The sequence below is a fragment of the Comamonas sp. NyZ500 genome (assembly GCF_016772095.1).
Taxonomy (GTDB): domain Bacteria; phylum Pseudomonadota; class Gammaproteobacteria; order Burkholderiales; family Burkholderiaceae_C; genus Comamonas; species Comamonas thiooxydans.
This window is the reverse complement of the sequence record NZ_JAEIJE010000002.1, coordinates 250,060-269,033: the sequence shown is the minus strand read 5'-3', so window position 1 is coordinate 269,033 and position 18,974 is coordinate 250,060. Positions and strand designations below refer to the sequence as shown.

The 18,974-nt window shown below is 57.9% G+C and carries 18 protein-coding genes and 1 tRNA gene; 1 reads left to right on the top strand and 18 read right to left on the bottom strand.

Features of this window, described 5'->3' with window-relative positions:
- Positions 1-9: 9 nt before the first annotated feature.
- The 18 genes from nuoF to JAO85_RS04730 form a co-directional block, all read right to left on the bottom strand.
- Positions 10-1,374 carry an NADH-quinone oxidoreductase subunit NuoF gene (nuoF, locus tag JAO85_RS04815; RefSeq protein WP_003064388.1) on the bottom strand — a complete coding sequence of 455 codons (1,365 nt, stop codon included), beginning with the start codon at positions 1,372-1,374 and terminating at the stop codon, positions 10-12.
- A complete protein-coding gene (nuoE, locus tag JAO85_RS04810; protein WP_003057829.1) occupies positions 1,371-1,862 on the bottom strand; it encodes an NADH-quinone oxidoreductase subunit NuoE in 492 nt (163 codons plus the stop codon). The genes nuoF and nuoE overlap by 4 nt, the downstream gene beginning before the upstream one ends.
- Positions 1,859-3,112: an NADH-quinone oxidoreductase subunit D gene (locus JAO85_RS04805; protein ID WP_003076498.1), complete on the bottom strand. Its 1,254-nt coding sequence runs from the start codon at positions 3,110-3,112 to the stop codon at positions 1,859-1,861. The genes nuoE and JAO85_RS04805 overlap by 4 nt, the downstream gene beginning before the upstream one ends.
- A gap of 29 nt (positions 3,113-3,141) precedes the next feature.
- Complete coding sequence (locus JAO85_RS04800; RefSeq protein ID WP_012837316.1) at positions 3,142-3,753, bottom strand: NADH-quinone oxidoreductase subunit C; 612 nt, start codon at positions 3,751-3,753, stop codon at positions 3,142-3,144.
- 9 nt (positions 3,754-3,762) lie between these two features.
- Entirely contained in the window at positions 3,763-4,242 is a 480-nt protein-coding gene (locus JAO85_RS04795) for an NADH-quinone oxidoreductase subunit B family protein (protein ID WP_003057832.1), read from the bottom strand.
- A 22-nt stretch (positions 4,243-4,264) separates the two neighbouring features.
- Entirely contained in the window at positions 4,265-4,624 is a 360-nt protein-coding gene (locus JAO85_RS04790) for an NADH-quinone oxidoreductase subunit A (protein WP_003064381.1), read from the bottom strand.
- Positions 4,625-4,698: 74 nt separating this feature from the next.
- Positions 4,699-4,783, bottom strand: a tRNA-Leu gene (locus tag JAO85_RS04785).
- 120 nt (positions 4,784-4,903) lie between these two features.
- The gene (gene secG / locus JAO85_RS04780) at positions 4,904-5,299 is read right to left on the bottom strand and encodes a preprotein translocase subunit SecG (protein ID WP_034378756.1); all 396 of its coding nucleotides are present in this window, start codon (positions 5,297-5,299) and stop codon (positions 4,904-4,906) included.
- A gap of 57 nt (positions 5,300-5,356) precedes the next feature.
- Complete coding sequence (tpiA, locus tag JAO85_RS04775) at positions 5,357-6,103, bottom strand: triose-phosphate isomerase (RefSeq protein ID WP_039049935.1); 747 nt, start codon at positions 6,101-6,103, stop codon at positions 5,357-5,359.
- On the bottom strand, positions 6,100-7,107 hold the full coding sequence (locus JAO85_RS04770) for an NAD(P)H-quinone oxidoreductase (RefSeq protein WP_237734724.1): 1,008 nt from the start codon (positions 7,105-7,107) through the stop codon (positions 6,100-6,102). Before JAO85_RS04770 ends, tpiA begins: the two co-directional genes overlap by 4 nt.
- 131 nt (positions 7,108-7,238) lie before the next feature.
- The gene (gene pnp, locus JAO85_RS04765) at positions 7,239-9,482 is read right to left on the bottom strand and encodes a polyribonucleotide nucleotidyltransferase (RefSeq protein ID WP_003064373.1); all 2,244 of its coding nucleotides are present in this window, start codon (positions 9,480-9,482) and stop codon (positions 7,239-7,241) included.
- Between the two features lie 205 nt (positions 9,483-9,687).
- On the bottom strand, positions 9,688-9,954 hold the full coding sequence (gene rpsO / locus JAO85_RS04760) for a 30S ribosomal protein S15 (protein WP_003057844.1): 267 nt from the start codon (positions 9,952-9,954) through the stop codon (positions 9,688-9,690).
- A gap of 526 nt (positions 9,955-10,480) precedes the next feature.
- A complete protein-coding gene (locus tag JAO85_RS04755) occupies positions 10,481-14,368 on the bottom strand; it encodes a pilus assembly protein (RefSeq protein WP_237734723.1) in 3,888 nt (1,295 codons plus the stop codon).
- Between the two features lie 17 nt (positions 14,369-14,385).
- Positions 14,386-14,874 carry a type IV pilin protein gene (locus tag JAO85_RS04750; protein WP_202787601.1) on the bottom strand — a complete coding sequence of 163 codons (489 nt, stop codon included), beginning with the start codon at positions 14,872-14,874 and terminating at the stop codon, positions 14,386-14,388.
- 25 nt (positions 14,875-14,899) lie between these two features.
- Positions 14,900-15,508, bottom strand: coding sequence for a PilX N-terminal domain-containing pilus assembly protein (locus JAO85_RS04745; RefSeq protein ID WP_237734722.1), 609 nt, complete (start codon positions 15,506-15,508; stop codon positions 14,900-14,902).
- A complete protein-coding gene (locus JAO85_RS04740) occupies positions 15,505-16,488 on the bottom strand; it encodes a PilW family protein (RefSeq protein WP_237734721.1) in 984 nt (327 codons plus the stop codon). Before JAO85_RS04740 ends, JAO85_RS04745 begins: the two co-directional genes overlap by 4 nt.
- A complete protein-coding gene (pilV, locus tag JAO85_RS04735; RefSeq protein WP_202787600.1) occupies positions 16,485-17,081 on the bottom strand; it encodes a type IV pilus modification protein PilV in 597 nt (198 codons plus the stop codon). The genes JAO85_RS04740 and pilV overlap by 4 nt, the downstream gene beginning before the upstream one ends.
- Positions 17,082-17,093: 12 nt before the next feature.
- A complete protein-coding gene (locus JAO85_RS04730; RefSeq protein ID WP_237734720.1) occupies positions 17,094-17,681 on the bottom strand; it encodes a GspH/FimT family pseudopilin in 588 nt (195 codons plus the stop codon).
- 178 nt (positions 17,682-17,859) lie between these two features.
- On the opposite strand from JAO85_RS04730, the gene ribD reads away from it, so the two are divergent.
- Positions 17,860-18,948, top strand: a complete 1,089-nt coding sequence (ribD, locus tag JAO85_RS04725; protein WP_202787657.1) for a bifunctional diaminohydroxyphosphoribosylaminopyrimidine deaminase/5-amino-6-(5-phosphoribosylamino)uracil reductase RibD — start codon at positions 17,860-17,862, stop codon at positions 18,946-18,948.
- The last annotated feature ends 26 nt before the right edge of the window (positions 18,949-18,974 follow it).

The window sequence follows — 18,974 nt, the reverse complement described above, 5'->3', positions numbered from 1 at the left end:
ATCAGGCGCTCATGCAGCCTGTTTGGAAGCGTTCTGGATCTTCGCTTCGAACTCGTGGCGGAAGTGCTTGATCATGGCGCGAACCGGCATGGCTGCCGCGTCGCCGAGCGCACAGATGGTGCGACCCATGATGTTCACGGATACCGAGTCCAACAGCTCGATATCTTCCGGACGGCCTTCGCCGTGCTGAATACGGTTCACCACGCGCCACAGCCAGCCCGTACCTTCACGGCAGGGCGTGCACTGGCCGCAGGACTCGTGCGAATAGAAGTACGACAGACGCAGCAGGCACTCGACCATGTCGCGCGAATCATCCATCACGATCACGGCGCCCGAACCCAGCATGGAGCCGGCCTTGGAGATGGAGTCATAGTCCATCGTGCAGTCCATGATGATGTCGGCAGGCAGCACGGGCGACGAAGAGCCGCCGGGGATCACGGCCTTGAGCTTGCGTCCGGTGCGCACACCGCCGGCCAGCTCCAGCAGCTTGCTGAAAGGCGTGCCCATGGGAACTTCGTAGTTGCCGGGCAGGTTCACGTCGCCGCTGACCGAGAAGATCTTGGTGCCGCCGTTGTTGGGCTTGCCACATTCCAGATAGGCCTGGCCACCGTTGCGGATGATCCAGGGAACGGCCGCAAAGGTCTCGGTGTTGTTGATGGTCGTGGGCTTGCCGTAGAGACCGAAGCTGGCGGGGAATGGCGGCTTGAAGCGGGGCTGACCCTTCTTGCCTTCCAGCGATTCCAGCAGCGCGGTTTCTTCGCCGCAGATGTAGGCGCCAAAGCCATGGTGGGCATGCAGCTGGAAGCTGAAGCTGCTGCCCAGGATGTTGTCACCCAAGTAGCCGGCCGCACGGGCTTCTTCCAGGGCCGCCTCGAAGCGCTCATAGACTTCGAAGATTTCGCCGTGGATGTAGTTGTAGCCGATGCTGATACCCATCGCGAAAGCGGCAATGATCATGCCTTCGATCACGATGTGCGGGTTGAACATCAGAATGTCGCGGTCCTTGCAGGTACCGGGTTCGCCCTCATCCGAGTTGCAGACCAGATGCTTCTGACCGGGGAACTGGCGGGGCATGAAGCTCCACTTCAGACCCGTGGGAAAGCCCGCACCGCCACGGCCGCGCAGACCGGATTCCTTGAGCGTCGCGATAACCTGATCTTGCGTCAGGCCTTCGCCGCCATCCTTGCCCAGCAGCTTGCGCAGGGCCTGATAGCCGCCGCGTGCTTCGTAGTCCTTGATGGACCAGTTGCTGCCGTTCAGATCCGCATAGATCTGGGGGTTGATGTGACGGTCGTGGAAGCAGGTTTCATTGCCGGTCGATGCGAACTTGGCCAGCACGGCATTGGCGGCAGGATTGTTCAGAATCGTGCTCATGCCTTGCCCTCCGCTGCGCGCAGGCCGTCGACCAGCTCGTCGAGCTTTTCATTGCTCATGAAGCTGCACATGCAACGGTCGTTGACCAGCATCACGGGCGAATCGGCGCAGGCGCCCAGGCACTCGGACTGCTGCAGCGTGAACAGGCCATCCTTGGTGGTCTCGCCCATCTTGATGCCCAGCTTGTGCTCCAGGTGGTGCAAGGCCTTGTAGCCGTCACGCAGCTGGCATGGCAGATTGGTGCAGACATTGAGCTTGTACTTGCCAACGGGTTGCTGGTTGTACATATTGTAGAAAGTGGTGACTTCGTGCACCGCAATCTCGGCCATGCCCAGGACTTCGGCAATCACTGCCTCGCTTTCCTGGCTGACCCAGCCCTGCTCCTGCTGCACGATAGACAGGCAAGCCATGACGGCAGACTGTTTCTGGTCAGCCGGATACTTTGCCACCTCACGCGCAAAGCGTTCTCTGGTCGCTTCGGTAATCATCGGTCAACGTCTCCAAACACGATGTCCAGGGTACTGAGCACCATCACGGCGTCAGCCAGCATATGGCCACGGCTCAGTTCATCGAGAGCAGCCATGTGCGCAAATCCTGGTGGACGAATCTTCAGTCGATAGGGCTTGTTGGCACCATCGCTGATCAAATAAATGCCGAACTCACCCTTGGGATGCTCGACGGAAGCGTAAGCCTCGCCTTCGGGAACCTTGAAGCCTTCGGTAAAGAGCTTGAAGTGGTGAATCAGCTCTTCCATGTTGGACTTCATGGCTTCACGGCTTGCGGGCGCAACCTTGTGATTGTCCGTGATCACCGGGCCGGGATTGACACGCAGCCAGTCCACGCATTGCTTGATGATCTTGTTGGACTCGCGCATCTCGGCCATGCGAACCAGGTAGCGGTCGTAGCAGTCGCCCGTGGCACCCACAGGAATATCGAAGTCCAGCTTGTCGTAGACCTCGTAGGGCTGGGTCTTGCGCATGTCCCAGGGCAGGCCCGAGGCACGCAGCATGGGACCGGTCAGACCCAGATTGATGGCGCGCTCAGCAGACACCACACCGATGCCGACGTTACGCTGCTTCCAGATGCGGTTGTCGGTGAGCAGGGTTTCGTACTCGTCCGCACACTTGGGGAAGCGCTGCGTGAAAGCATCGATGAAGTCCAGCAGCGAGCCCTTGCGGTCTTCGTTCATGGCCTCCATGGAGCGCACATTGCGCACCTTGCTGGCCTTGTACTGGGGCATGCTGTCCGGCAGGTCGCGATACACGCCACCGGGACGGAAGTAAGCCGCGTGCATACGCGCACCCGACACTGCTTCGTACATGTCCATCAGCGCTTCGCGCTCGCGGAAGCTGTAGATCAGGATGGTCGAGCTGCCGGCATCGTTGCCCGAGGAACCCAGCCACATCAGGTGATTCATGATGCGGGTGATTTCCGAGAACATCACACGGATGTACTGGGCACGGATGGGCACTTCGATGCCCATCAGTTTTTCAATGGCCAGGCAGTAAGCGTGCTCGTTGCTCATCATCGAGCAGTAATCCAGGCGGTCCATATAGGGCAGCGACTGGATATAGGTCTTGCTTTCGGCCAGCTTTTCGGTCGCGCGGTGCAGCAGACCGATGTGCGGGTCGGCGCGCTGCACCACTTCGCCATCGAGCTCCAACACCAGACGCAGCACACCGTGCGCTGCCGGGTGCTGCGGACCAAAGTTCAGGGAATAGTTCTTGATTTCAGCCATGGTCTTCCGTCAAAAGGCGACGTGCGCCTTTAGTGCAGGCCTCCGCCGTAGTTTTCTTCACGAATGATGCGCGGCGTGATTTCGCGAGGCTCGATCGTGACGGGCTGGTACACCACACGTTGCTGTTCGGCGTCGTAGCGCATTTCCACGTGACCGGACAGGGGGAAATCCTTGCGGAATGGATGGCCGATGAAGCCATAGTCTGTCAGGATACGACGCAGGTCTTCGTGACCTTCGAACACGATGCCGAACAGATCGAAGGCTTCGCGCTCGAACCAGTTGGCCGAGTTCCAGATGGGGTTGATCGAGGCCACCACGGGGAAGTCGTCGTCGGCGCAGTACACACGCACACGCAGGCGCTGGTTCAACGTCAGAGACATCAGGTGGGATACAACGGCAAAACGCGGACCGTCCTTGCCGACTTCCGCATAAGTGGAATAGTCCACGCCGCACAGATCCAGCAGCATCTCGAACTGGCAGTCCGGGGCATTGCGCAGAATCTGCATCACGTCCAGATACTTGTCAGCGGATACTTCCACCGTCACTTCGCCATAGGCCAGAGTGACGGAGCGCACCCTGTCACCCAAGGCAGCAGTAACCACATCCCGAAGCTTCTCGGGGTGAATTGCAATTGCAGTCATCTCAGCCCTTTAAACGCGAGCGATGGTGTGGGTACGACGAATCTTCTGCTGCAGCTGGATGATGCCGTAGATCAGCGCTTCCGCTGTCGGGGGGCAACCAGGCACATAGACGTCGACGGGAACAATGCGGTCGCAACCACGCACCACCGAGTAGCTGTAGTGGTAGTAACCGCCACCATTGGCGCAGGAGCCCATGGAAATTACCCAGCGCGGCTCGGACATCTGGTCGTACACCTTGCGCATCGCGGGAGCCATCTTGTTGCACAGCGTACCGGCAACAATCATCAGGTCAGAGTGGCGGGGGCTGGCACGGAACACTTCGGAGCCGAAGCGACCGATGTCATAGCGAGCAGCTGCTGCGTGCATCATCTCCACCGCACAGCAGGCCAGGCCAAATGTCATGGGCCAGATCGACCCTGTCTTGGCCCAGTTCACCACCGTGTCATAACTGGTGGTGACGAAGCCTTCCTTCATCACGCCTTCGATCATCGTGTTTCCTCAGAAAAGCTGCTTATTCCCAATCCAGGGCGCCTTTTTTCCACTCGTAGGCAAAGCCCACGACCAGAATGGCCAGGAAAATCAGGACAGCAACAAAACCCACGCCGCCGACATCTTTGAGTGCGACAGCCCAGGGCAGCAGAAATGCGATTTCCAAGTCGAACAGAATGAACAGGATGGCGACCAGGTAGTAGCGCACATCAAACTTCATTCGAGCGTCTTCAAACGCCTCGAAACCGCATTCGTAGGGGGAGTTCTTGGCAGCATCAGGGCGGTTGGGACCCAGCACGTAGCCGAGCACCAGGGGTACAACACCCACAGCCATGCCAATAAGAATGAACAGAAGAACGGGAAGGTACTGATCGATGTTCATCGAGTGGGCCTTGTTATGAAAACATGCCTCACCGATCACTGCCTGATCAGCAGGGCAGGTTTTTAGTTATGTGTTGGTGCCGTCGGCGAGACTCGAACTCGCACAGCTTTCGCCACTACCCCCTCAAGATAGCGTGTCTACCAATTCCACCACGACGGCTTCGTCTCAAAGTCCGGCAATCTCTGGAACCTTCGTTGCAAAGATTCTGATCCCCAGACAATCCCTAGATTCTAGCCTGAAAAACCCCACTCTTTGGGGTTCTTCAGGATTTTCTCCAAATTATTTCGTTGGGATCTGGGCTGCACCTTCGGCACCAGCCGCTGGAGCAGCAGGAGGCACGGCTGCATCGCCGGCAGTTGCGGGCGGCACATTGGCAGCAGGCGCAGGAGCCGAAACAGGAGCAGCGCCTTCCAGCACACTGCCCGAGCTCACTGGGCGAGCGTTGCCCAGATAAGCCAGTGCCAATGTAGCCACGAAGAACACGGTGGCCAGAGCCGCCGTGGAGCGCGACAGGAAGTTGGCACTGCCCGAGGCGCCAAACAGGCTGCCCGACGAACCACTGCCAAAGGAAGCCCCCATATCGGCACCCTTGCCGTGCTGCATGAGGATGAGGCCGATCATGCCCAGAGCGGCCAGCATCTGGACCGCGAGAATGACGCTGGAAAAGACGTTCATATCAAAACCTAAAAGTCTGAATCATTGCGCACCACACCGGAGTGCGGCGCAGACGAATTATTGCGCTGCCGCAATAATGGTGAGGAAATCCGGGGCCTTGAGCGCCGCACCACCGATCAGGCCACCGTCAATATCGGCCTGAGCCAGCAACTGCGCCGCATTGCCTGCATTCATGCTGCCGCCATAAAGCAGGGGCACGCGGTCAGCCTTGTCGCTGGCCGCCGCCAGTTGCGCCCGCAGCACGGCATGCACCTGTTGGGCCTGCTCGGGAGTGGCAGTCTTGCCGGTGCCTATGGCCCAGACAGGCTCATAGGCCACAACCAGCTCGCTCACGCAGTGGCCGACCTGATGAATCACGGCTGCCAGCTGACGCTTGACCACGGCCTCGGTCTGACCCGCTTCACGCTCCGCCAGGGTCTCGCCCACGCAGACGATGGGCGTGATGCCCTTGGCCAGCGCGGCCTGGGCCTTGGCAGCAACCACGGCATCGGTCTCGCCATGATACTGACGACGCTCGGAGTGACCGACCAGCGCATAGCGCACGCCGAACTCCTTGAGCATGACAGCAGAAGTTTCGCCCGTAAATGCGCCCTGCTCGTGCTGGGACACATCCTGTGCGCCCACACCAATGGAAGTACCCGCAAGTTCCGCCTGGACTTGAGCCAGATAGGGCCCAGGAGCAGCCACGGCCACGCCCGCCTTGTTGCCAGCAGGCAAGCCCTGCTTGATGGCCTGCAGCAAAGCAGCATTGGCAGCCAGACTGCCGTTCATCTTCCAGTTGCCAACAATGAGTTTTTGCTTCATGTTTCCCAAGTCAAAACGATTTTTCCGGTGTGCTGGCTGGATTCCATCAGCGCATGAGCCTGCGCCGCATCAGCAGCATCGAATTCACGATAGATGGCTGGGCGCACCTTGCCGGACTCCAGCAGGGGCCAGACATTGCGCTTGAGCGCCTCGGCGATCGCCGCCTTGAAGGCCACGGAGCGCGGGCGCAACGTGGAGCCGGTCACGGTCAGCCGCTTGCGCAGCACCAGGCCGGCATCGAACTCAGCCTTGACGCCACCCTGCACCGCAATGATTACCAGGCGACCATCGGGAGCCAGGCATTGGACTTCGCGCGCCACATAGCTGCCGGCGACCATGTCGAGGATGACGTTAACGCCTTCGCCCGACGTGATGCGCTGCACCTCTGCCGCAAAATCCTGTGTCTTGTAGTTGATGGCGTGGTCGGCACCGAGCTTGAGACAGTCATCGCACTTGGCATCACTGCCAGCCGTAACAATGACCGTCGCGCCCCAGGCCTTGGCCAGCTGAATCGCCGTCACGCCAATGCCGCTGCTGCCGCCCTGCACCAGCAAGGTTTCGCCGGGTTGCAGAGCCCCCCGGTCAAACACATTGCTCCAGACCGTGAAAAAGGTCTCGGGCAAGGCCGCCGCCTGCACGTCGCTGAAGCCCTCTGGCACCGGCAGACACTGGTCCACGGGCGCAGCGCAGAAACTTGCATAGCCACCACCGGCCACCAGCGCACAGACACGGTCGCCAAGCTTGAAGCCCGCCTTGCGCATGGCTGCCTCGTCGCCCGCCACGATCACACCCGCCACCTCAAGCCCCGGAAGATCGGAGGCACCGGGAGGTGGCGCGTAATGACCTTTGCGCTGCAGCACATCGGGGCGATTGATGCCGCTCGCGGCAACGCGAATCAGCACCTCCCCCTCAGCCGCCACCGGCATGGGACGTACACCCATGCGCAGCACGTCTGGCGCACCATAGCTGGTGATCTCCACCGCTCGCATTGTGTTGGCTTCCATAGTCAGGCTTTGCTTTATCAAAGAAATCAGGCTCAAACGCTTATGCAGAAAGCGCCAGCAGCTACAAAATCAGAATCAACCAGCAAACGACAAAACAGGAGACCGCCTCGCGGCGGACTCCTGCTCAGCCATTACTGCTGCTGTTGCTGCTGCTCGTCAGCGGCTGCGCGGTTTTCACGTGGCTCGCGATTCTCGCGGGGTTCGCGATTCTGGCGAGGAGCACGTTCGCGGTACTCGCGATCGCCACGGGGTTCACGCGGCTCGCGCTCGGGCATGCCGGCAGGACGCTCGGTCAGTGCCTTCATGGACAGCTTGACGCGACCCTTGTCGTCGGTTTCCAGAACCTTGACCTTGACCACTTGACCTTCTTGCAGGTAGTCGGTGACCTTTTCCACGCGCTCGTGGGCGATCTGGCTGATGTGCAGCAGACCGTCCTTGCCGGGCAGCAGGTTGACCAGGGCACCGAATTCCAGGATCTTGACGATGGGGCCTTCGTAGATCTTGCCGATCTCGACTTCGGCCGTGATCTGCTCGATGCGCAGCTTGGCAGCTTCAGCCTTGGCGCCGTCAGTGGCGGCAATGGTGATGGTGCCGTCTTCCTCGATGTTGATCTGGGTGCCGGTCTCTTCGGTCAGCGCACGGATGGTGGCGCCGCCCTTGCCGATCACGTCACGGATCTTCTCGGGGTTGATCTTCATGGTGTAGAGCTTGGGCGCGAAGCTGGAGACTTCGGTCTTGGCTTCACCCATGGCTTCCTGCATCTTGCCCAGAATGTGCATGCGCGCTTCCTTGGCCTGAGCCAGGGCGACCTGCATGATTTCCTTGGTGATGCCCTGGATCTTGATGTCCATCTGCAGGGCAGTGATGCCGTTGGTGGTACCGGCCACCTTGAAGTCCATGTCACCCAGGTGATCTTCGTCACCCAGGATGTCGGTCAGCACGGCAAACTTGTTGTCTTCCTTGATCAGACCCATGGCGATACCGGCCACATGCGCCTTCATGGGCACGCCGGCGTCCATCATGGACAGGCAGCCGCCGCAGACCGAAGCCATGGACGAGGAACCGTTGGACTCGGTGATTTCCGACACCACGCGGATGGTGTAGGGGAACTCTTCCTTGGTCGGCAGGCAAGCGGCCAGAGCGCGCTTGGCCAGACGGCCGTGGCCGATTTCACGGCGCTTGGTCGAGCCCATGCGGCCCACTTCGCCGGTGGCAAAGGGAGGCATGTTGTAGTGAAACAGGAAGCGGTCTTCGAACTCGCCAGCCAGCGCGTCGATCTTCTGAGCATCGCGCTCGGTACCCAGCGTGGAGATTACCAAGGCCTGGGTCTCACCACGCGTGAACAGCGCGGAGCCGTGAGTGCGGGGCAGCACGGAGGAACGGATCTCGATGGGGCGCACGGTACGGGTGTCGCGGCCGTCGATACGGGGCTCGCCCGCCAGGATCTGCGAACGCACGATGCCGGCTTCGATGTCGAACAACATGCCTTCAACCTTGACGCCGTCGAACGCCACGCCTTGCTCGGTCAAGGCGGCCTTGACATCGGCGTATGCAGTGCGGCAAGCCAGGGTACGCACCTGCTTGTTGCGCTCCTGGTAAGCGGCGCGCAGCTTGGCTTCGCCCAGCTCGGCCACCTTGGCGATCAGCGCCTCGTCCTTGGCGGGAGCAGTCCAGTCCCATGCGGGCTTGCCGCCTTCACGCACCAGGTCATGGATGGCGTCGATGGCGATCTTGCCTTGCTCGTGACCGAACACCACGGCGCCCAGCATCACTTCTTCAGGCAGTTGCAGGGCTTCGGATTCCACCATCAGCACGGCGGATTCGGTGCCGGCAACGACCAGATCCATCTGAGAATCCTTGCGCTGGGTCTGACCGGGGTTCAGCACATATTCGCCGTTGATGTAGCCCACGCGAGCAGCACCGATGGGGCCGCTGAAGGGAATGCCGGACACAGCCAGGGCCGCCGAAGTGGCGATCATGGCAGCGATGTCGGCGTCGACTTCGGGGTTCAGCGAAATGGTGTGGATGACCACATGCACGTCGTTGTAGAAGCCTTCGGGGAACAGGGGACGGATGGGACGGTCGATCAGACGCGAGGTCAGAGTCTCCAGCTCGGAAGGCTTGGCTTCGCGCTTGAAGAAGCTGCCGGGGATCTTGCCGGCGGCATAAGTCTTCTCGATGTAGTCGACGGTCAGGGGGAAGAAGTCCTGGCCGGCCTTGGCGATCTTGGAACCCACGACAGTGGCCAGCACCACGGTGTCGTCGATGTTGACCAGCACGGCGCCGGAGGCCTGGCGCGCGATTTCGCCGGTTTCCATGGTGACCGTATGCTGGCCCCACTGGAAGGTCTTGGTAACTTTGTTGAACATGGTCATATTGACTCCTTTATGAATAGCTGGATGCACTTATCCAGTCTTGATTTGGAGTGCAAACAGAACACGATGCCATTCCAGTGCTGCGCTGAGCGCTATCAATAGTACAGCATTGGAATGACACAGCTTCGCTCTGTTTTGCGAACTCCGAAGTAAAAAACGCCTGAGCTAGGCAATCTAACTCAGGCGTTTCGATCTTTCACCGTGCTTACTTGCGCAGGCCCAGCTTGGCGATCAGTGCTGTGTAGCGGTCAGCGTCCTTGGACTTCAGGTAGTCCAGCAGCTTGCGGCGACGGCTCACCATGCGCAGCAGACCGCGACGACCGTGGTGGTCCTTGGCGTTAGCCTTGAAGTGGGGAGTCAGTTCGTTGATGCGAGCTGTCAGCAGAGCCACTTGCACTTCGGGGCTACCAGTGTCGTTTTCGGAACGAGCATTGGCTTTGACAACTTCAGCCTTCTTATCGGCAGCGATCATTTTGTTTTCCTTAGGATTTGGCACTCAGCGGGGAGCACCTTGGTTACTTGCGCCAAGGCTGGAAAGGCCTCAGCGTGCGTCTTGCACCATGCAAAACCTACCGATTATAGCAAGCAGCCATCCACCCCTGCCATAGCGCCAGCTTTCCCGCAAAAAGTGAATCTTCGCCCAGGCAAACCCTAGGGCAAGAGATCAGACAGAGATGAACAATGGCAACTCCATCAGCACCAATATGCTCAGGAGCCAGCTATGCCGCAGCTCGCCCTCTTGTCAGTCACATCCCGAACTCTGCTTGGAGCAGCGCTACTGGTGCTAACCTGCGCTTTCGCATCCTCTCCAGTACTGGCCGCAAAAAATGGCGAAGGCAAGAGCACGTCCAAACGCCAGAGCAACCGCATCAAAATCCAGAACACACGCAGCAACTCCGAGGAAACGTCAGCAGAGCGCGACAAACGCCTGTCCCGGGAATGCCGGGGCAGACCCAATGGCGGAGCCTGCCTCGGATACGCCAAGCCTTAGTCAACCATCAAAACGGCGCCTTGACCAAGGGACGCCAGCTGCGCCTCCACACCTTGGGAGCAGGGCAGCCGTCGCCTATTTTCTGGGTGCCGCCCACGCCAGTCAGAAAGCCCGTGTCATTGGTGCAGTCCGTCTGCGGTTTCAGATCCACCGTGCCTTCATTTGGCAGCCCAAGCCAGTTGCGCGAATTCATATTGCCACGCGTATAACCACCATCGGGATTGAATACGGTCGAGTAGGCATCGAAGACACCGTTGGAGTCGATGTCATACGAGTATTTATTCCCTCCGGTCAAGGCATCCACCACATAAATGACATTAGGCAGGCTACCCGTTGCCGTGCACGACTCAATGGTGAGATTTTTATCTTCGGGCATAAACGAGGCCACAACCACGCTACTACCCAGATTCGAGGGATCACCGACCACACGCTCACCATTGGGCATGACGCCGCTGTAGGGAATGACTCCTAGCTTTAGCATCCAGCCACGCTGGTTCTTCCAGTCCACCTTGTGCGAACTGACCTGGTAGAAGGTCTTGCCAGATTCAGTTGCCGAGCCAGCCTTGGCCGAAGCCAGGTCGATGGTCTGCTCCACCAGGTCGGCAACGGCAACATTGGCCGTACCCGCAGCATCGTCCCCGCCAATCGGCGTCTTGTCCCAGATACCGTAGATCGCCTGGCGCGCTGCCGGCTGAGCAAGATCATCTTCATCCAACAGGATGCCCGTACCAATCGTCACCATGGCCCCGCACTGCACGGTCTCGCTGCGGGCGCATGTACCGCCATCTCCAGGATGCGCCTGCCAAGCCGGCGCAGCATAGATGGGCTGGCTCTTGCCGCCAGGCGTGGTGAACAATGGCCGCCCGTAAGACACAGCGAACCGGGAAGTACGCAGATCGAAACGCCATAGATTGCCGTTGGCATCACCAGCAAAAGCCGCCACGATCTTGCGGCTGGTATCGCGCACGGCGACCACGCCGCCCAGACCACGATTCCCCCCTGAAGCATCGCTTCCCCATCCTGCCGGCAAAGGAATGAATTTCACCAGCTTGCCTGTCAGCGCATTCACCACATACAGCCCCACCTTCTTGCCGGCTGCCGGATACTGGCCGCTGCCCGTGACCACCACCCATGTGCCGTCATCCAGCTGACCTGCAGTCGGGTTATTAGTCACACTCGTCAAATCGCCATAGCCCGTTGTCTGCGCATTCACCTCCCACAGAAAGCTGTCCTTCGTCGGAGTGCGATTGCCGGCATTCAGAGGAGACTCCAGACCATACAGAAAGCTGCCGGCACGCCCGCCAGAGCCAAACACCAACTGGCGCCATTTATTCGTCTGTACCTTGTCATAAATATCATGCTCAGCCAAAGGGCCATCCAGCACGTAACGGAAGCGGAATGCCGAACTCGCCAAGTCGATCTGCGCTGCCATGGAGCCCTTGGGCATGAATGCCGCCAGTTCGGTGCCCGCAGGAATCCCTGCAAGCGTCGTGTCATCCTTTGCGGCATTCAGCACATGCACCTTGCCATCGTTCGTGGCCGTGAAAATGGTGGGAGGCAACGCCTTTTTGCTGCCCCGGTAGCTCGCATAAATGCTCTTGCCGTCAACCGTGCCATAAGTGTCGTAGCCCATGTCAGTGCGCCCCCCCACAAATACCGGAGGCGAATTCACCGAAGCTCCGATCTGCGCCACACGAGAGCGGTAGATGGTGTTGTTCACATCCATCTGCGGATCCTCGCCCAGCATATAGCGAACAAAGCTGGCGTCGGTCTTTTGCAGGCTGTTGGCATTCAGCAAGGCCACGAGGTCGGCTGGCAAGCTACTCAGCGCCGTGCTGGAGGTCATTGCCAAACGTGTACCTGAACTCACCAGATTCGGGTCGTAATTGGAAAGCGCAAAAATCTTACGATTTGCCACCACGGGCATACGGGCATTCGCCGACCATGCGGGCACCGGCTTGCCCGACGGATCCACCGAAGCGTAGCTACCATCGGCTTTCAGTGCAAACGCCTTGACATCACCGCTATTGTCGGCAGTCTGGTATTCGGTGGTGTATTTGTATTGATTCTGCAGCGTCTGAAATTCACTACTGTTACCCGACACAGCCACACCGGCATCGTTGCCCGATCCCACCATGCTGCTCAGCGCACTGGAGATAGCCTTGCGCACATCTTCGCCTGAATACACGCTATAGGCTCGCCCTCCCCCCGTATAGCCCGCGCGGATAAAATCATTCACGCGCAAAGAATCATCCGTATTCGAACTATTCAGATCAACACTGGATTTCCCATTGGCCCATGCCGGCTTGACAGGCGAAGCCACCCCAGAAAGCCAATCGCTGTTGTATTTATTGATTTGAGCCCAAGTCAACCCACCTACCACCCCATCATCACCCGAGGGCGTCAGCCCCCAGCCAATAGTATAAGTGGTTAGATTTTGCCAAAATGTCGGATTATACTGCCCATCCAATGGCAGCACATTGTTATCCAGCTTGGAAAAATCTCTATTCCAGAAAAAATCCGCCGTCAAATCAGCAAACCCCTTGGAGCTGATATTTCCATCACCATAAGGAATATACAGATTCCGTGCTTTAAGCTTTGTAGCCAGGACGCTGCTGTTATAGCCAAATGCACCATTGGGACTGTATTTCAGCGTCGCCGAATTTCCTCCCGGCTTGCCACTAAAAGATTGAGTACCATCAGTGCTCGCGTACTGTGAATTCGCATTAATGCTGGTGCCAGCATTCCATGCACCATCCGACAAAACAATCGCAAAAGAACGTCGACAGGTCAAATCCTGCGCACTGCTTTCAGCACTCGTATTAGCTGGATCATTCTTCCACGGATTTCCGTAATTTGACCGAACATTTGAACTATTCGCATAACTATTGGTGCCCGAATAATAATCCGCAGCCAGTGAAAGCGCCTGATGCGAAGGAGTGCCACCAGCAGGAATCACACCATAGAGCCAAGTATATAACTGAGTTTTCCAGTCCTTACCACTCCCAGCGTCATCTCTTAAATATCGCACACCACGCTGTATAGAAGATGCAGTTAAGTATTTGCCATTAGCAATAATATTGTATTGCAGGTAGCCCACACGAAATTTATTCTCATAGCTCTGCAGCGCTTGACCAATGGCAGTACTAACGGCTATGGAGCGATTTCGGTACCAAAGATACCAATTGAGAATATTTTGAAGCTCTACATTTTTTGCGCATGTAGTCGCATTTTTCCCACAATCAGTTCGCCCATGTCCTAGCGGCAAACTCACTGATCCACTAACAGGGTATGCAATATCATATTGCACTCTATTTGCCGCTATCGAGCAGTCCCCATTTTTACATTGGACATATGTGAAGATACCCTTTGAACTGGCAGCACTCGTATACTCATTATAAAGCGGAACACGATTATTGCCGGAGTTTATATTGTAATTAGCGCTTGATACAGAATATTTAAATTGCCCAGAAGACTGATTATCAACAAAGACCAACGGATTAGATTGCGCCACTCCATTCGCATTCAATCTTGGCAAATACGTAATACTTGGATTATAGTACTGTGGGTTAAAATCACTGGATCGCATCGCATACCAGCCGTAGTATTGATTACTACTATTGTAGTCTTTGCAATCCCGGAAAACATCATTTCTCCCCACACGAACCAAAACCTCACCACTATTACCTTTACAACTATCGGTAAGGCCATATCCATCTGGATATTCATAAGCCATGGATCCAGAATTATCCAAAACCAGCATCAAATTGGGCTTGGCTCCCGGCACGGCGCTATATAAAGGCGCTTGACTGGGTTCCGTAGCAGCCCAAGCTGACCCCATATTGACACCACCCTGAACCAGAATAGCGGCGAATAAGATGTGCGATATTTTCATGCTTATGCCTTCTCTTCTTATTTCCAGCAATCCGCGGCACTCACCCCGGATGCGGCGCTTTCCACCTTCTTCTCTCCAATGCTGTTGACCACCAGGGTCCCGCATTTATCCCCCGCCATGGAGCCGGTACGCGTTGCCTTGATGGTGTAGGTCGGGGGGTTATCGCGGGCGAAGACGGCGAGAGTGTAGTTCTGCGTCCCGGAGGTCGGGGATTGGCTCAATCCGGCAGGCAGCATGCCGTTGTTGCCATCCTTCTGTTCGGCTTCAGTGCTTACGCTTCCGGCGGTCAGGGTATACCTGTCGTTGGCCGAGTAATAGCGCTGCATGTATTGAACAGCCTGCATCATCAGCGCTTCGGCTTCGGCCCTCTTGGAGCGGCGGACATGCTCCTGATAGCTTGGCAAAGCCACGGCTGCAAGAATGCCGATGATGGCCACCACGATCATGAGTTCAATCAGGGTGAAGCCCGAAATAAGATTTGGACGGATGGCGGGTCGGAGTTTCATGGGGGTTCTCAAATGGATGGCGGGTTCAGCGCGTCAATACGGATTGCAGCCAGGCTTCCGCCCCCCGGCTGGTCTTGCCCGTGCTGGTGCTGAAGCTGGCGTTGTTCGCAAATCCGCGCGCAGTAATCAAATAGCCCTGCAGCTTGGTCGATGTGTTGTCTATCTTCTGAATCAGACACAGAGGTGCTGTTGTCAATGCCGCCGCATCGTCATCGACGGTCCCACCTGAATTTTTGGTGGAATAAGCGGCTGGAACGGCAATCGCGCTGTCGCCCGTCCAACTATCGGCCGAACGCCAGGCGGCACTGGCATCGAGCTCGGAGGCAACGGTCGGCGTAGCAATGATCTTGGTTCGCAAGCCACTGGTGCCGAACTCGCTGTAGTCTTTGCCATCCCCATCGAACATGGCTATCTGCTCACAAAAGCGCAAGGCGGTCTCGGCCGCCTCTCGAGCCGCCTCGGCGGATCGCACTCCGTTGATGCTGCGCTCGCTCTGTGTGGCATTGCGAATGGCAAAAGTCCCCAGCAGAGACAGGATGACAATTAATATCAGACTGACAACCAGCACCACGCCACGCTCACCCCGGACTCGGCCGTTTCGCCATATGGAAATAATGAGGAGATTGGAAGTCATTGAACAATCAACCGATTTCTCAGAAGCACCGTTGTGGTGTAGGTTTTGCGCAAATAACCGTCGGCGGCAGTGGCATCGGCATTGTTGCAGTCCTTGTAGGTAAAGCCTCCATCGGGGGCATCGCGCACAGGCTGTTCACTACGCATCACCAGGCACACTCGTACGCTGAGTACCCGACCCCAGCGATCCTGGGTTTCATCGGGGAAGGTTCCAGTCGCGGTCAATGCATCAATGGATGCAGCATCCAGATAGCTGATGATCTGATGGCGCATTGCATCGTAGGTAGCAGCCAGTTCGCGGCTGGGTCTGCTGGCAACACCATAGAGAATCTGCATGCGCTCCACGTTCGCCAACAGGGGCTCCAGGCCACCTACAGCACCGTCACTCTCTGCTCCTCGGCAGGAAAGCGTTGGCTGATTACTGGAAATCGACACCAGATATCGGTTATCAGCCAGTGCGTAATTGCCAGGAGGTGGCGTGGGAGCCGGAGCCGCCTGTGAAGCTGTAACAGCATTGATGCCATTGCCTATGCAGTTGGTGGGCAAACCGGCGCTGGTAGGAACGGTGTTATCGGCTGTTGCCTGGTAGCGGATGGCAATTGCCGAACCATTGCCACCACTGCTGTTGCAGCTCAGGCTGTCAAAGGCAAGGCTTGCATCGGCAAAGCCATTGTCGCAACCGCGCACAGCCAAGCCTGCATAATTTCCCATCACGGTCGCCCCATTGCTTGGGATGACCTGACTGGAGTAACCGGCCTGCTTGATCTGCTGCTGAATCAGGTTCAACGCAAGGATCCCATCCTCATTCAGCTGCGTCTCCATCTGGGAAACCTGGCTGCCCCGGCTGGAGCTGACATATACCGCCATACCTGCAGCGAGGATGACCAAGCCCAATACCAGCGCGATCATCAACTCGATCAGCGTAAAGCCTCGGTTCAATTGAACGGAGGCCAATCTGCGAGAAAACTTCATCCGTTTCATAACGTGATCCGAAAATACATGCAGTTGACGGATGCATCTGCAGGAATGTTGGCACCGCTGGGACAAGTCTGTGCCAGCGCAAAACCCGCGCTTTCTAGGATCCCCGTCCACATGAGCCAGATGTTGAGAACACGACCGGCCGACACGCCGCTGACTCCTGCAGGCACATCGGTCAGTTCGGTGGTCACATAGGCGGTCCCACCAGGCAGGCGATTGGCCACATTCGTCAACCACTGCGATTGGTCGTAGGCCGCAATGGCGCTGCCGCAGGAATTGATAGGCGTTTCAGGCACAGACGTGTCCACAGTACAGGTGGCAGGAGCCGAAGTGGGGTCGGAAGTGGCTACGGAACGCGTGCTGGGGTCGTACCCCGAGGTATATGCGTAGTCGGCAAATCCCGCCAGATTGGAGCGCGCACGCTCCGCATAGTCATTGACAAGGCTCAGGCCCGTGGCGCGCATGCGGGAAAACTGGTTGTACTTGATGGCAGATGAAGTCAGCCCCGCCATGCCCAACAAGGCAACAGCTAGCACGACCATGGAGATGAGCACCTCAATAAGGGTGGCGCCGCGATGAGAACGTCGAATATGCATGAGAAGTGGCCGTTAGTCGCAATCGCTGTTGTCCGCCACGTAGCGAATGCGACCGGCTTTGGAAATACATAGAGCCTTGCGTGCCCAAGGGGTCTTGCTGGTGGAGACATAGCCAGAGGCATCAACATTGACTCCATTGGCCGATGACAGATTCGTCAAGCCGTTGGGATAGAAGACGAACTTCCCCCCATTCTTGAGCGTGATGTCGGCGATGCCTGCAAGCGTCTCCTGGCGAAGCAGCAATTCGTCGCCATCGTTCTCCGAAAAAGTCAGCCCGCTGTTGCCGTCGTTGTTGGCGAACACAATCCAGCCGCTGGCATAAGCATCTGTTCCCGTACTGCTCTTGCAGCTTGTCGATGAATTCGAAGGAACGCTGCATATGACAACGACCCCTCCCCTGGCAATGGCCTCGGTACGTGCCATGCGCAGCGACCCTGTCAAAGCGTTGACGGCATTGGATACACGCCACTGTCCGACAAAGCGAGTCATGGATGGCGCAGCCAAACCCATCAGAACAGCCAAAATGGCGATAGTGACCATCAACTCGATGAGTGTCAGACCACTCACGCGCCTTTGGCGAGGAGAATTGATTTGTTTCAAGAGATACATTGCCTTCCAGAATAGGCGTAGCTTCGCCGCTCACCTCCTTCCTGGCAAGTCCACCCATCCGCGTATGCCCTCCGCTCGTCGGAATCCTGATAATGCTACCGACTCCTCCCCGCGTCTTATGAGCACTCATCCGAACTCCCTCCCAGCCCAACCCTCTCAATCGTCCTTGATGGACTTTGCGCTGGAGCAAGCCGCCACTTCCATGTTCCGCACATCGCCCAATCCTCGTGTCGGCTGTGTCATCGTCTCAGCCAGCGGCGCACTATTGGGGCAAGGTGCCACCCAACAGGCAGGCGGCCCCCACGCCGAGATCATGGCGCTGCGCGATGCGGCGGCCAAGGGCAACGATGTGCATGGCGCCACGGCCTATGTGACGCTGGAGCCCTGCTCGCACCATGGCCGCACCGGCCCCTGCTGCGACGCCTTGATCGCAGCCGGCATCGGCAAGGTGGTGGGAGCCCTGACGGATCCCAATCCGCAAGTGGCCGGCCAGGGTTTCGAGCGGCTGCGCGCTGCGGGTGTTGATGTGGAGATCGGCCCCGGCGGAGCTGAATCACGCGAGCTCAATATCGGCTTTTTCAGCCGCATGATTCGCGGCACACCCTGGGTGCGCATGAAGGCAGCCAGCTCGCTGGACGGCGTCACGGCCTTGCACAACGGCCAAAGCCAGTGGATTACCTCGGCGGCCGCCCGGGCCGACGGACATGCCTGGCGTGCCCGTGCCTGCACGATTTTGACCGGCATAGGCACGGTGCTTGAAGACAATCCGCGCATGAATGTGCGGGACGTAGACACGCCACGCCAGCCACGCATTGCCGTGGTGGACAGCAAGCTGGACATCCCGCTGGACGCTCATGTTTTGAAAGCATCTAGCGGTTGCCTCATCTATACCTGCAGCACAAAGCAATCCAGAATTGAAGAACTGCAAGCGCTAGGCGCTACGGTTATTGATATGCCCAATGCTGCAGGCAAGGTGGATCTTGCGGCCATGCTGCGGGATCTGGCCCAGCGCGGCACGAATGAGCTGCATGTGGAAGCTGGCTTCAAGCTCAACGGCTCACTGATTCGCGAAGGTCTGGTCGATGAGCTTCTCTTCTATCAAGCCCCGAAACTGCTGGGCACGGGTGCCATGGGTATTGCCAACTTCGGCCCGCTCGACAGCCTGGACCAAGGTCTGCCACTGGTGTTCCATGATGTCGCCCGCCTGGGACCGGACCTGCGCATTGTTGCCAGAGTCCAGGGCCGAGAGCAGTTCTAGCGCAGTCTGTGTCCGACATGTGAACT